This window comes from Streptomyces sp. NPDC051315 (assembly GCF_044455165.1).
Lineage (GTDB): Bacteria > Actinomycetota > Actinomycetes > Streptomycetales > Streptomycetaceae > Streptomyces.
Genome location: NZ_JBITEN010000004.1, coordinates 271,727 through 285,527, shown reverse-complemented (window position 1 = coordinate 285,527; position 13,801 = coordinate 271,727). Strand labels below are relative to the sequence as shown.

At 73.8% G+C, this 13,801-nt stretch carries 12 protein-coding genes; 9 read left to right on the top strand and 3 right to left on the bottom strand.

Going from position 1 to position 13,801, the window contains the following annotated elements:
- Window positions 1–21 precede the first annotated feature (21 nt).
- Entirely contained in the window at window positions 22–1,212 is a 1,191-nt protein-coding gene (locus tag ACIBBD_RS10450) for a zinc-dependent alcohol dehydrogenase (protein ID WP_399418919.1), read from the bottom strand.
- A 238-nt stretch (window positions 1,213–1,450) separates the two neighbouring features.
- Here ACIBBD_RS10450 and ACIBBD_RS10445 point away from each other — a divergent pair, with 238 nt between their 5' ends.
- Window positions 1,451–2,506 carry a DUF3048 domain-containing protein gene (locus ACIBBD_RS10445; RefSeq protein WP_399418918.1) on the top strand — a complete coding sequence of 352 codons (1,056 nt, stop codon included), beginning with the start codon at window positions 1,451–1,453 and terminating at the stop codon, window positions 2,504–2,506.
- Window positions 2,507–2,593: 87 nt separating this feature from the next.
- Here ACIBBD_RS10445 and ACIBBD_RS10440 read toward each other — a convergent pair whose 3' ends face one another.
- The gene (locus ACIBBD_RS10440; protein WP_399418917.1) at window positions 2,594–3,058 is read right to left on the bottom strand and encodes a MarR family winged helix-turn-helix transcriptional regulator; all 465 of its coding nucleotides are present in this window, start codon (window positions 3,056–3,058) and stop codon (window positions 2,594–2,596) included.
- A gap of 224 nt (window positions 3,059–3,282) precedes the next feature.
- Between ACIBBD_RS10440 and ACIBBD_RS10435 the strand changes: the two genes are divergently transcribed.
- The 8 genes from ACIBBD_RS10435 to ACIBBD_RS10400 all read left to right on the top strand — a co-directional run bounded on the left by ACIBBD_RS10435 (window position 3,283) and on the right by ACIBBD_RS10400 (window position 10,757).
- A complete protein-coding gene (locus ACIBBD_RS10435) occupies window positions 3,283–4,062 on the top strand; it encodes a CoA transferase subunit A (protein WP_399418916.1) in 780 nt (259 codons plus the stop codon).
- 2 nt (window positions 4,063–4,064) lie between these two features.
- Window positions 4,065–4,709 carry a 3-oxoacid CoA-transferase subunit B gene (locus tag ACIBBD_RS10430; protein WP_399418915.1) on the top strand — a complete coding sequence of 215 codons (645 nt, stop codon included), beginning with the start codon at window positions 4,065–4,067 and terminating at the stop codon, window positions 4,707–4,709.
- Window positions 4,710–4,719: 10 nt separating this feature from the next.
- Complete coding sequence (locus tag ACIBBD_RS10425) at window positions 4,720–5,922, top strand: thiolase family protein (protein WP_399418914.1); 1,203 nt, start codon at window positions 4,720–4,722, stop codon at window positions 5,920–5,922.
- A gap of 130 nt (window positions 5,923–6,052) precedes the next feature.
- The gene (gene pcaH / locus ACIBBD_RS10420) at window positions 6,053–6,826 is read left to right on the top strand and encodes a protocatechuate 3,4-dioxygenase subunit beta (protein ID WP_399418913.1); all 774 of its coding nucleotides are present in this window, start codon (window positions 6,053–6,055) and stop codon (window positions 6,824–6,826) included.
- 6 nt (window positions 6,827–6,832) lie between these two features.
- Window positions 6,833–7,438, top strand: coding sequence for a protocatechuate 3,4-dioxygenase subunit alpha (gene pcaG / locus ACIBBD_RS10415; RefSeq protein WP_399418912.1), 606 nt, complete (start codon window positions 6,833–6,835; stop codon window positions 7,436–7,438).
- Window positions 7,439–7,455: 17 nt separating this feature from the next.
- Window positions 7,456–8,775 (top strand): 3-carboxy-cis,cis-muconate cycloisomerase, encoded by a 1,320-nt coding sequence (gene pcaB, locus ACIBBD_RS10410; protein ID WP_399419102.1) that lies wholly within the window; start codon window positions 7,456–7,458, stop codon window positions 8,773–8,775.
- The gene (gene pcaD / locus ACIBBD_RS10405) at window positions 8,772–9,902 is read left to right on the top strand and encodes a 3-oxoadipate enol-lactonase (protein WP_399418911.1); all 1,131 of its coding nucleotides are present in this window, start codon (window positions 8,772–8,774) and stop codon (window positions 9,900–9,902) included. Before pcaB ends, pcaD begins: the two co-directional genes overlap by 4 nt.
- A 63-nt stretch (window positions 9,903–9,965) precedes the next feature.
- Entirely contained in the window at window positions 9,966–10,757 is a 792-nt protein-coding gene (locus ACIBBD_RS10400) for an SDR family NAD(P)-dependent oxidoreductase (RefSeq protein WP_399418910.1), read from the top strand.
- Between the two features lie 174 nt (window positions 10,758–10,931).
- Here the strand turns inward: ACIBBD_RS10400 and ACIBBD_RS10395 are convergent, their stop codons facing one another.
- A complete protein-coding gene (locus ACIBBD_RS10395; protein WP_399418909.1) occupies window positions 10,932–13,655 on the bottom strand; it encodes an ATP-binding protein in 2,724 nt (907 codons plus the stop codon).
- Between the last annotated feature and the right edge of the window lie 146 nt (window positions 13,656–13,801).

Below are 13,801 nucleotides of genomic sequence, written 5' to 3'. Positions count from 1 at the left end.
AGACTCCCGACGTCACGAGAGTCACGGCGTCATGAGGATCTTCACCGCGCCGTCCCGCTTCCGCTGGAACATCTCGTACGCCTTCGGCGCCTCCGACAGCGGCATCCGGTGGGTGGCGAAGTCGTCGACACCGAGGGGGTCCTCCTCGGTGAGGTACGGGATGATCTCGTCGGTCCAGCGGCGGACGTTGGCCTGGCCCATCCGGATCTGGAGCTGCTTGTCGAACATGGTGAGCATCGGCAGCGGGTCGGCCATGCCGCCGTAGACGCCGACCAGGGACAGGGTGCCGCCGCGGCGCACCAGCTCGATGGCGGTGTGCAGGGCGGCGAGCCGGTCGATGCTGAAGCGCTCCGCGAGCGGGCCGCCGATCCTGCGCGGCAGCAGGGCGGAGGCGTTCTGGACGAGGCGGGCGGCGGCGCTGCCGTGCGCCTCCGTGCCGACGGCGTCGATCACGGCGTCGGGGCCGCGGCCGTCGGTCTCGTCGCGGATCGCGGCGACCAACTCCTTCTCACTGTCGAAGCTGCGCAGGTCGTACGTCTCCACACCCCGCGCGCGGGCCCGGCGCAGCCGGTCGCCGACCAGGTCCACGCCGAACACCCGCCCGGCGCCGCGCACCTGGGCGACCCGGCAGGCCATGTCGCCGATGGGGCCGAGACCCAGCACGGCGACGCTGCCGCCCTCGGGGATGTCGGCGTAGGCGACCGCCTGCCAGGCGGTGGGCAGGACGTCGGAGAGGTAGACGAAACGGTCGTCGGGCGGACCCTCCGGGACCTTGATGGGGCCGAACTGGGCCTGCGGGACGCGCAGGTACTCGGCCTGGCCGCCGGGCACCGCGCCGTACAGGCGGGTGTAGCCGAACAGGGCGGCACCCATGCCCTCGCCGTGGACCTGGGTGGTCTCGCACTGCGTGGGCAGGGCGTTCAGGCACATCCAGCAGGCGCCGCAGGCGATCTGGAACGGCACCACGACCCGGTCGCCGGCCTTCAGGTCGGGCACGCCGGGGCCGACCTCCTCGACGATGCCCATCGGTTCGTGGCCGAGGATGTCGCCCGGGGTCATGAACGGGGTGAGCACCTCGTAGAGATGCAGGTCGGATCCGCACAGTCCGGAGGACGTGACGCGGATGACGGCGTCCGTCGGTTCCTGGATCGTCGGGTCGGGCACGGTCTCCACCCGTACGTCCCGCTTCCCCTGCCAGGTCACTGCCTTCATCGTGCCGTGCTCCCTCCACCGATGTCCGGGGGTCCCGCCGTGTCGGGGGGCCTGGTCCTGGGTCCCGCCCGGGTACCCCCGACGGCCCGGTCCCGAACCGCGCGCACCACCCGAACCGGCCCTGAACGGCCCGCACCAGGCCGATCGGGGCCAGTGGTGCGAACGATCAACATCAGTCAGCTATGGCCACCAACGAACCGATAAGCGCACAATCAAGGCACAGAACGGGGTGGCGACGATGGACCTGACAACGACGCGCACGGCACCGGCGACCACGCTGCGCACAGCGGGCCGCGGAACCCGCTGCCGGACCCGCCGGAGGGCCCGCCGCAGACGCACTCCGTCCACCGTCCTGGCCACGGCCCTCGCGACCGTCGTGGCCTGTCTGGCGGCGGGCTGTGCCCCGGCAGGCGGACCGGCCGACGACGGACGCGCCACGGACCGCGGGCCGGCCCGCAGCAGCGGTGTCACTCCGTCCACCACCCGACCGGTCCTCGCTGTGAAGATCGACAACGCCCCCGCCGCCCGGCCGCACACCGGCCTGAACGCCGCGGACGTCGTCTACGTCGAGGAGGTCGAGGGCGGTCTGAGCCGGCTCATGGCGGTGTACGCGACGAAGCTGCCGAAGGCCGTCGGGCCGGTGCGCAGCGCCCGCGAGTCGGATCTGGAGCTGCTGCGCCAGTTCGACCGGCCGATGCTGGCCTTCTCCGGGGCGCAGGGCAAGCTGCTGCCGCTGATCGACCGGGCGCCGCTGGAGACGGTCACGCCCGGCGAGGCCCAGGGCGCCTACTACCGCGGCTGGGACAGGCCCGCACCCCACAACCTCTATCTGCGCCCCGGCCGGCTCCTGCCCTCCGCTCCGGGGGCGGCCGCGTTGACCACCGGCTTCCACTACGGCGCCGCGCCCGCCTCAGGCACGGCACAGGCCTCGCTGACCGTGCGCTACCCGGCGGTCCGCTTCACCTTCACCTGGTCCGGGGAGCGGCAGCGCTGGCTGGTGTCGACGGACGGCCGGGCGACCGTGACGACCGACGCGGGACCGGTGGCGCCGGCGACGGTGGTCGTCCAGTACGTCAGGGTGCGGCCGTCGGCCTTCCGCGACTTCCTCGGCAACAACACCCCGTACACCGAGACGGTGGGCTCGGGCAGGGCACAGGTGCTGCGCGACGGACGCGCCCACGACGTGACCTGGAAGCGGGCCGGGGCCGCCGACGGCACCGAGTTCACCACCCGGGACGGCCGACGCGTCGCCTTCGCCGAGGGCCAGGTGTGGGTGGTGTTCGTGAAGGCGTGAGGGAGACCTGCGGGACGCCGGGAACGGGCAGCAGGGCGCCGGGGACGGGCAGGAGGGAGAGCCAGGGGGAGGGCCAGGGGGAGGGAGTCAGGAGGGGGTGGCGACGGGTTCCGCCGGGTTGCGCAGCCCCTCGGCCGCGTCCGCGACCCGCCGGATGAGGTCGAAGAACACGGCCTGCTCCTCGGCGGAGAGCGGGGCCAGGAAGACCTGGTTCATCCGGGCCGTGCGCACGGAGAGCTTGCGGTGGGTGCGCAGCCCCTCGTCCGTCAGGCGCAGCAGGAAGCGGCGGCCGTCCTGCGGGTCGCGGACCTTGTCGAGCAGGCCGCGCCGGCCCAGCCGGCTGATCACCTCGGCGATGGTGGAGCGGTCGAGCCCCACCCGCTCCCCCACCGTGCGCTGGTCGAGGCCGGGCTCGGCGACGAGCGCGTTCAGGACCGCGAACTGCGGTGAGGTGATCTCCTCGGAGACCATCGTGTTCCACAGCAGGTGGTGCGCCTGCTGCAACCGCCGGGCCAGGTGCCCGGGGTGGGTGGTGAGGTCCACCGCGGCCATGCGTACTCCCCCTAGGTCATATTCGTTGGTGCACTGAACAATACCCGGAGACGTGACGACTGTCTCCGCCTCACCCATAGGATCTGACCTCGTCTTTCACTGAAACCTTGACGACCGGGCCTCCCGGTGGCAGCGTGAAGACACCTCGCTGAAATAATCAGTGCCCTGATTAATTGCTGGCCTCGGGGCCACGACGGGCGCTCGTACGGGATGGGGCTTCACGGATGGACAAGGTGGTCGCCACGGCCCTTGGGGCTGTGGCCGATGTGCCGGACGGCGCGTCGCTCGCGGTGGGCGGCTTCGGGCTGAGCGGTGTGCCGAACGTACTGATCCAGGCGCTGTACGAGCGCGGGGTCGACGGCCTGAGCGTGGTCTCCAACAACTGCGGGGCCATGGAGTCGGGGCTGGCCGTGCTGCTGGCCGCGGGCCGGATCGCCCGGGTGACCGGCTCCTACATCGGGGCCAACAAGGAGTTCGCCCGCCAGTACCTGGCCGGCGAGCTGGAGGTCGAGATGATCCCGCAGGGCACGCTGGCCGAGCGGCTGCGGGCCGGCGGCGCCGGCATCCCCGCCTTCTACACGCCGGCCGGGGTCGGCACGCAGGTCGCCGAGGGCGGGCTGCCGTGGCGCTACGACGGCTCCGGCGGTGTCGCGCTGGCCTCCCCGCCGAAGGAGGTGCGCGAGTTCGACGGCACCGAGTACGTGCTGGAGCGGGGTATCCGCACCGACTTCGCGCTGGTCAGGGCGGCGAAGGGCGACCGCCACGGCAACCTGGTCTTCAACAAGTCCTCCCGCAACTTCAACCCGCTGGCCGCCATGGCGGGCCGGGTGACCATCGCCGAGGTGGAGGAGCTGGTGGAGCCCGGCGAGATCGATCCGGACGCCGTGCACCTGCCGGGGATCTTCGTCCAGCGGGTGGTGGCGCTCACCCCGGAGCAGGCCGCCGACAAGCAGATCGAACGGCGCACGACGTCCGCGCCCGCGGCACGAGGAACGGTGAGCTAGTCATGGCCTGGACACGGGAAGAGATGGCCGCGCGGGCCGCGCGCGAGCTCCGGGACGGTCAGTACGTCAACCTCGGCATCGGTCTGCCGACCCTGATCCCGAACTACCTGCCGCCGGGCGTCGAGGTGATCCTCGAGTCGGAGAACGGCATCCTCGGCACCGGCCCCTACCCCACCGAGGACCAGGTCGACCCGGATCTGATCAACGCCGGCAAGGAGACCGTGACGGTCCTGCCGGGCGCCTCCTTCTTCGACTCCTCCCTGTCGTTCTCGATGATCCGGGGCGGGCACATCGACGTCGCCGTACTCGGCGCGATGCAGGTGTCCGAGACGGGCGACCTGGCCAACTGGGCCATCCCCGGCAAGATGATCACCGGGATCGGCGGGGCGATGGACCTGGTCCACGGCGCCCGTACGGTCATCGTCGTCATGACGCACACCGCCAAGGACGGCAGCCCCAAGATCCTCGCCGAGTGCGCGCTGCCGCTCACCGGCAGGGGCTGTGTGAACCGGATCATCACCGACCTCGGCGTCCTCGACGTCACCGCCGACGGCCTGGTCCTCGTCGAGACCGCGCCCGGTGTGAGTGTCGACGAGATCACCGCCAAGACCGACGCCAAGCTGATCGTCGCGGACGAGCCGAAGTGAGGGAGCCGAAGTGAAGGACGTCTACATCGTCGACGCCGTGCGCACGCCGATCGGCCGGTACAACGGCGCTCTGGCGAGCGTGCGCCCGGACGACCTGGCAGCCCACGCCATCCGTGAACTCCTCGCCCGGGCACCGGAGCTGGACCCGTCCCGGATCGAGGACGTGTACGTGGGCAACGCCAACGGCGCCGGCGAGGAGAACCGCAACGTCGGCCGGATGGCCGCGCTCCTGGCGGGCCTGCCGACCTCCGTGCCGGGCGTGACCGTGAACCGGCTGTGCGCGTCGGGCCTCGAGGCCGTGATCCAGGCCGCCCGGGCCATCGCGGTCGGGGACGCCTCCATCGCCGTGGCCGGCGGTGTCGAGTCGATGACCCGCGCGCCCTACGTCCTGCCCAAGAGCGACAAGCCGTTCCCGGCGGGACACGCGGAGCTGTACTCGACCACGCTGGGCTGGCGGATGGTGAACCCGCGGATGGAACCGCAGTGGACCGTCCCGCTCGGCGAGTCCGCCGAACTCATCGCGGAGAAGCACAAGATCAGCCGCGAGCAGCAGGACGAGTTCGCGCTCGCCTCCCACCGCAAGGCGGCCGAGGCACAGGCGGAGGGCCTGTTCGACGTGGAGCTCGCGCCGGTGCCGGTCCCGCGGCGCAAGGGCGACCCGGTGGTCCTCGCCGCCGACGAGAGCGTTCGGCCCGATGCCTCGCTGGAGGCGATGGCCAGGCTGAAGCCGTCCTTCCGCACGGAGAACGGCACGGTGACGGCCGGGAACGCCTCGCCCCTCAACGACGGCGCGGCGGCCCTGCTGCTGGTCGACGAGGAGGGCCTGAGGGCCACCGGCCGCGAACCGCTCGCCCGGGTGTCCGCCACCGGGGTGTCGGCGACCGACCCGCACTACTTCGGGCTCGCCCCCGTCGAGGCGGTCAACCGCGCCCTCGCCAAGGCGGGCAAGGGATTCGGCGACCTGTCGGTGCTGGAGCTGAACGAGGCCTTCGCCGCCCAGGTGCTGGGCTGCGTGGCCGAGTGGCCCGAGTTCGACCCCGCGATCCTCAACCCGCAGGGCGGAGCGATCGCCCTCGGTCACCCGCTCGGCGCCTCCGGTGCCCGCCTCGCCGGTACGGTCGCCCACCAGCTCGCCCGCCGGGGCGGCGGCACCGGCGTCGCCACCCTCTGCATCGGCGTGGGCCAGGGCCTCGCCCTCGTTCTCGAACGCTGAGCGCTCCGCCGGCCATGCCGTCCGCCCACTGCGGACCGTCCACGGCTGGTCGCGCGGTTCCCCGCGCCCCTCGAGGCGCGCGACACCGCGCCCGACTCGACGAGACCGTCCGGAACCCCCAGGAAAGCTCATGACCCTCACGCAACACGACATCGACCTCGAGATCGCGGCCGAGCACGCCGCGTACGAGAAGCGGGTCGCCGACGGCGCCCCCGTGGAGCACCACCCGCGCCGCGACTACGCCCCCTACCGCTCCTCGGTGCTGCGCCACCCGAAGCAGCCGCCGATCGCGATCGACGTGAGCAAGGACCCGGAGCTGGTGGAGCTGTCCTCCCCCGCCTTCGGCGAGCGCGACATCACCGAGATCGACAACGACCTCACCCGGCAGCACCACGGCGAGCCGATCGGCGAGCGCATCACCGTCTCCGGCCGCCTGCTCGACCGCCACGGCCGCCCGGTCCGCGGCCAGCTGATCGAGATCTGGCAGGCCAACTCGGCGGGCCGGTACGCCCATCAGCGGGAGCAGCACGACGCGCCGCTGGACCCGAACTTCACCGGCGTCGGCCGCACGCTCACCGACGACGACGGCCACTACCACTTCACCACCGTCCAGCCGGGACCGTACCCGTGGCGCCAGCACGTCAATGCCTGGCGGCCGGCCCACATCCACTTCTCGCTCTTCGGCACGGCGTTCACCCAGCGGCTCGTGACGCAGATGTACTTCCCGAGCGACCCGCTGTTCCCGTACGACCCGATCATCCAGTCGGTGACGGACGACGCCGCCCGGCAGCGGCTGGTGGCGACGTACGACCACAGCCTGTCGGTGCCGGAGTTCTCCATGGGCTACCACTGGGACATCGTGCTCGACGGGCCGAACGCCACCTGGATCGAAGAGGGACGCTGACCTGCCATGACGAAGATCGACCCGAGCCGTCCGGAGACCGTGCTGCCCACGCCGTCGCACACGGTCGGCCCCTTCTACGGCCACGCCCTGCCGTTCCCCGGCGGCGGTGACATCGCCCCGGCCGGCCACCCGGACACCATCGCCCTGCAGGGCTACGTGTACGACGGCGAGGGCAACCCGCTGCCGGACGCGTTCGTGGAGCTGTGGGGTCCGGATCCGGACGGCCGCCTGCCACAGGTCGACGGCTCCATGCGGCGCGATCCGGCCAGCGGCGGCTTCCTCGGCCGCAACGGGGTGGAGTTCACCGGCTGGGGCCGGATCCAGACGGACGCCAACGGCCACTGGGCCGCGCGCACCCTGCGGCCCGGCGCGCGCGGGCAGAGCGCCCCCTACCTCAGCGTGTGCGTCTTCGCGCGCGGGCTGCTCATGCACCTGTTCACCCGGATCTACCTGCCGGAGGACACGGCCGCGCTCGCCGCGGACCCGCTGCTGTCCCGGCTCGACGAGGCGCGCCGCGCCACGCTGATCGCGGCCGAGGGCGAGCTGGGCACCTACCGTTTCGACATCCGCCTTCAGGGTGAGGGCGAGACGGTCTTCCTGGAGTTCCAGTGACACCTGTGCCATCCGACATGCCGTCCGACGCCGGTCTGCTCGCCCCCGGGTGGACCGGCTCCCCCGCGGCCACCGCGACCGGCGACGGCGCCTTCCTGCGGGCGCTGCTGGAGGCGGAGGCCGCGCTGACCCGCGCCCAGGAGGGCCTGGGGCTGGCCCCGGAGGGCGCCGGGGCGGCGGTCACGGCGGCCGCCGCCGGCGCCTTCGACGCGCGGTCGCTCGCCGAACGCGCCCGGGGCGGCGGCAACCCGGTGATCCCGCTGGTCGCGGACCTCACCGAGGCGGTCGGCGGGGAGTACGGGCCGTACGTCCACCGGGGCGCGACCAGCCAGGACATCATGGACACGGCGACCATGCTGGTCGCGGTCCGCACCCTGGACCTGGTCCTGGCCGACCTCGACCGCACCGGCCGCGCGCTGGCGCGGCTCGCCGCCGAGCACCGGGACACGCCGATGCCGGGGCGCACGCTCACCCAGCACGCCGTACCGACGACCTTCGGACTGAAGGCGGCCGGATGGCGGTCGCTGGTGCTGGACGCCCGGGACCGGGTGACGGCCGTGCGCGACGGCCTGCCCGCCCAGCTCGGCGGCGCGGCGGGCACCCTGGCGGCCTTCACGGCGTACGGCGCCGAGGACGCGACCGCGCTGCCCGCCGCCTACGCCCGTGAACTCGGCCTGCGCGAGCCCCGGTTGCCGTGGCACACGCTGCGGACGCCGATCGCCGACCTCGCCGGATGCCTGGCCTTCACGGCCGGCGCGCTGGGAAAGCTCGCGGTCGACGTCCTCGCCCTCGCCCGGACCGAGACCGCCGAGGTCGCGGAGGGCAGCGGGGGCGGTTCCTCGGCCATGCCGCACAAGGCGAACCCGGTCCGCTCCACGCTCATCGCGGCCGCCGCCCGGCGCGCCCCGCAGCTCGCGGCCACGCTGTACGGGTCGCTGGCGGCCGAGGACGAACGGCCGGCCGGGGCCTGGCACGCCGAGTGGGAGCCGCTGCGGGACCTGCTGCGGCTGGCCGGCGGGGCGGCGCGGGACGCCGCCGAACTGGCGGAGGGGCTGCGCGTGCACCCGGACGCCATGCGCGCGCACCTCGGTCTCACCCACGGGCTGATCGTCTCCGAGCGGCTGTCCGCCGAGCTGTCGGCCGTGCTCGGCCGCGCCCGCGCCAAGGAGCTCCTGACGCGGCTGGCACCGCGCACCTACGCCGAGGACCGCCCTCTCGCCGAACTCCTCGCCGAGGAACCCGAGGTGAAGGACGTCGACCTCGGCGACCTCACCGACCCCGCCCGTTACACCGGCTCCGCCGGAGCCCTCACCGACCGTGCGTTGGAGCGACGTTGACCGAGAAACTCCTCAACCACCGCGCCGAGGGACCCGCTTCCGCTCCCCCGCTGCTGCTCGGCCCCTCCCTGGGCACCTCGTACGCCCTGTGGGACAAGGTCGCGCCCGAGCTGTCGATCACGCACCGGGTCGTCCGCTGGGACCTGCCCGGGCACGGGGGCTCCGCCGCCGACCTGATCGGCCCCGGCGCCACCGTCGGCGATCTGGCCGGCCTGGTGCTGGACCTCGCCGACGCCCTCGGCCTGGAGCGGTTCGCCTACGCCGGGGTGTCCCTGGGCGGGGCGGTCGGGCTCCACCTGGCGCTGCGCCACCCCGAGCGGGTGTCGTCGCTCGCGGTGATCTGCTCGTCGGCCCACTTCAACGGGGCGAAGCCGTGGGAGGAGCGGGCCGCGCTGGTGCGGCGCGAGGGGCTGGCCGGGCTGGCGGAGAGCGCCGACGCCCGCTGGTTCACGCCCGGTTTCACCGTGCCGGAGCTGGTCGCCGACCACCGCGACGCCGACCCCGAGGCGTACGCCGCCTGCTGCGACGCGCTCGCCGCGTTCGACCTGCGGGAGCGGCTGCCCGAGATCGCCGTGCCCACTGTGCTGGTCGCCGGCCGCGAGGATCCGGCGACGCCGCCCGCGCATCTGCGGGAGATCGCGGACGCGGTGCCGGGCGCCGCGTTGGTCGAGATCCCCGGCGCCTCGCACCTGGCTCCCGCGCAGTGCCCGGAGGCCGTGCTGACCGCCCTGCGAACCCACTTCGGCACGGGCGCCAAGCGGGGCATGGAGGTACGACGCCAGGTGCTCGGTGACGCGCACGTGGACCGGGCGCAGGCGCGGCAGACCCCCTTCACCGCCCGCTTCCAGGACTTCATCTCGCGCTACGCCTGGGGCGAGATCTGGACCGACCCGACCCTCAGCCGCCGCGAGCGCAGCATGATCACGCTGACCGCGCTGGTCGCGCACGGTCACTACGACGAGCTGGCCATGCACGTACGGGCGGCCCGGCGCAACGGGCTGTCCCCGGAGGAGATCGGCGCCGTCCTGCTCCAGACGGCCGTGTACTGCGGAGTCCCGGCGGCCAACTCGGCGTTCGCGACGGCCCAGCGGGTGCTGGCCGAGGAGGACGAGGCCGGCCGAGGGTAGCTCCGCCGGTCGTGGCCCCGGAAGGATCATGCGGGTTCCCCCGCGCGTGCCTACGGTGGGGGCATGTCGACCATCCTGATCACCGGCGCCACCTCCGGCCTCGGCCGGTACGTCGCCTTCGGACTCGTCCGCTCCGGGCACCTCGTCCTCGCCCACGGCCGCGACCCGGGCCGTACCCGGCGGCTCGTCGACGAGCTGCGCGCCGAGGGCGAGGCCGAGGGGTTCGTCGCCGACCTGGCCCACCTCGCGCGGGTGCGCGAGCTGGGAGCGCGGGTCGCCGAGGCCCACCCCGGGCTCGACGTGCTCGTCAACAACGCGGGGGTGGGTTCCGGTTCGCCCGGCGCGGGCCGTGAGCTGAGCGCCGACGGGCACGAACTGCGGCTGGCGGTGAACTACCTGGCGCCGGTCGCCCTGACCCGCGCGCTGCTGCCGGTGCTCCGGGCGAACGCGCCCGCGCGGATCGTCAACGTCGGCTCGCTCGGCCAGGAACCGGTCGACGTCGACGACCCGGACTTCACGCGCGGCTACGACGGTTTCGCCGCCTACTGCCGCGGCAAGTTCGCGCTCGCCGCCCACACCTTCGCCCTCGCCGAGGAGCTGGCGGGCACCGGGGTCTCGGTGAACGTGGTGCACCCGGCGACCTTCATGGACACGGCCATGGTCCGCGAGGGCGGGGTGACCCCCTGGAGCACGGTCGCCGACGGCGCGCCCGCCGTCCTGGCCCTCGCCACGCGGGACATGGGCACGGGCGGTTTCTTCGACGGCACGCGCCCGTCCCGGGCGCACGAGGCGACGTACGACGCCGGGGTGCGGGCACGGTTGGCACGCCTCACGGACGAACTCCTGGGCTCCTGACCCGCGTTCACGTCCCCACCACCGCCCGCAGGCACGCGGTGCGCCCACCGCCACCACCGCCGGCGGGTGCGGGTGTGCGCCCGCCCGGCAGCAGCGGGGCGGGGCAGGGCAGGCGGCACATCCGCCGGCGTCACCGTGGGCGGGTGCGGGGGCGCCCGTCCTCGTCGGCCGGGGCTACTCCTGGCCCCTTACCTGCCCCGGCACCAGGCCCATCTGGGGTGCTCCGAGTCCGTCCAGGGCCCACCGGGCCTCGGTGACCAGGCCGTCCGCGCCGCAGGAACGCGCCAGTGTCAGGCCGCGGTTGAGTTCGGCCGCCGAGCGGGCGGCGATGCCGTGCTCGATGATGGCCGCCGCGTGTTCGTACTGGCAGGGCGAGGACTCCAGGAAGGTGACCGCCTGGGCGGTGAGCCGGACCGCGCGCTGTCCGGTCTCCAGGGCGGCGGCGCAGCGCAGGGCCTCGCCGATGGCCGTGTCGGTGCCGAAGCGCTCGGCCTGGCGGCGGACGTCGGAGGCGAGCCGGGCCGCGCGTCCCGGGTCCTCGGTGGCGAGGGCCCGGGCGAGGTCGACCGCCCAGGGCACCATCACCGGGTTGAGGTGACCACGGGCGGCGGCCGCTTTCTCGGCCTCCTCCAGTTCGTTGACGCCGTCCTGGACGCGGCCGACGGCGAGCAGCAGGCGGCCGCGCACCGACCGCAGGTCGGGCAGCACGATCGTGGACGGGTAGGGCGGGGCGAAGCCGTACTGCTCGGCGATCCGCCAGGCCTCCGTGACATGGCCGCGGGCGAGCAGCGTGTCGACGAGGTTGCAGGTCGCGGACCAGTACAGGGGCAGTCCGCGGCCGACGCGCTCGGCGAGGCGCAGGGATTCCCGCAGGGACTTCTCCGCCTCCCTCAGCCGGCCCCGGCGGCGGTGGCCGAGACCGACGTAGGCGTGGGCCAGGGCGAGGTGGCCGCCGCTCCAGCCGGAGGACTCGTAGGCGTGCAGGGCCTCGTTGAAGAGGGACTCGGCGCGGTCGAGCCGGTCGGTGTAGGCGTACGCGCTGGCCAGCATCATGGGCAGTTCGATGCCCCACTCGGTGTCGGTCCAGCCGAGACCGGGGGCGAGACGGCCGTTGACGAGGGCGCGGTCGCACAGTTCGACGACGATCTCGGCGTTCTCGCCGTGGGTCATGGCGTCGAAGCCGCGCAGGACGAGCAGGGCGCGCTCGGCGTTGTCCCGGCCGGTGCAGGTCGAGGCGAGCGCGGCGAGCTTCTCCGAGCGGCCCGGTGAGGTGGTCTCCCCGGCGTGGATGCCCTCCCACATGAACTGCACGGCCTGCAGCCGCATCCGCGCCGGTCCCGGCGGCTGCCGGGCGGCCTCCGCCTCGACCGTGCGGACGGCGTCCTCCAGCTGGTCGTTGTGCAGGAGGGCCTGCGAGAGGCGGTAGACGGCGTCGACGCGCAGGTCGCCGGTGAGGCCGGGTACGGCGAGCGCCTCCCGCAGGTGGGCGATGGTCCGGGCGGGCGCGGTGAGGAGGGTGGCGCAGCCGAGTTCGTAGAGGACGTGCGCGTGGGTGTCGGGACCGGGCGGTTCCTCCAGGGCGCGCTCCAGGCAGCGGCGGGCCGCGTCGGGGGCGCCGACGGCGAGGTGTTCCCGGGCCGCCCCGCGCAGCTGCTCGACGAGTTCCTCGTCGTCGTCCGGGTGGACCTGGAGGAGGTGGCGGGAGGCGGCCGCGACGCCCCGGCCGGCGTCCAGGACGACCTTCGCGGCGATGCCGTGCATGGCCCGGCGCAGGCCCTCGGGGATGGAGTTGTAGACGGCGGTGGCGATCAGCGGGTGGACGAACTCCAGTCCGCCGCCGTCGGCGACGGGGCCCACCGCGGGGTCGGGGTCGGTGAGGATGCGGGCGTTGCGCAGCAGGTCGGCGCAGCGCTCCGCGTCGTCGTGGGTCATGCCGGCGAGCCGGGCGGCCTCGTCGACGGAGATGTCGGCGCCGAGGATGGCGGCCGCCATGGCGAACCGGGTGGCGTCGACGCCCAGTTCCTCCAGCCGGTCGACGAGCCCGCCACCGCGGGCCGCGCGGTTGAGGGGACGCAGTTCGGGGGCCGAGGACTCGCTCGGCTCGAGCTCGCTGTCCCTCACCTTGGCGAGGAGTTCGACGGTGTCGTAGGGGTTGCCGCCGGTGACGGCCCAGACCTCGCGGCAGAACGGGTCGTCGGCGTGTGCGCCCACGGTGGCGCGGGTGAGGCCGGCGACCGCGTCCGGGGTGAGGGCGCTCAGGCTGGTGACGGACTGTCCGGCGACGGCGGCGACGGCGTCGAGGTAGCGGGCGCTGTCTCCCCTGACCTCGCCGGGCCTGCGGGCCACGACGACCAGGACGGAGAGGTCGTCGAGGCGTTCGACGAAGGCGGCGAGCCAGCGCAGGGTCTCCTGGTCGGCCCAGTGCGCGTCGTCCACCAGCAGGACGAGCGGCCAGTCCCGCCGGGCCAGCCTGGTCACCGCGGCGACCAGGCCGTCGCACACGCCCTGCGGGTCGGCCTGCCGCTCGACCGGGTCCGCTATGCCGAGGGCGGGGCCGGCGATGTCGTACCAGTCGCCGAGGTACTCGCGGGCCTCCTCGGGGTGCAGGGACAGCAGCGCGGGCTGCAGCAACTGCCGTACCACGTTGAAGGGGACGGATCTGAGGGTCTCGCCGCCGCGGGCCGACCACACCGTGCAGCCCCGGGCCTCGGCGATGCGGCGAGTCTCGGCCAGCAGGGCGGTCTTGCCGAGTCCCGCCTCGCCGCGCAGCACGTGCACACGTCCCGAGGAGGAGCGGTCGGCGCAGAGCGTCTCCACCGCCCGCTCGACGGCGGCGACTTCCTCGTCGCGCTCCCACAGGGAAGCCGAGGCGGCCGCCGCCGGCCGTACCTCCGTCATCCCGCTACCTCCCCAAGTCGCCCGAACGACGTACAGTTCTCGAGCGTAGTCCTCCGCGAGGCCGAACGGGGCCGGTCCGCCGAGGTGTTGCTCCACCGGGTGACGGGGATGTGCCGGGACGGCCCTACGGGCGTGCGCAAGAGGCC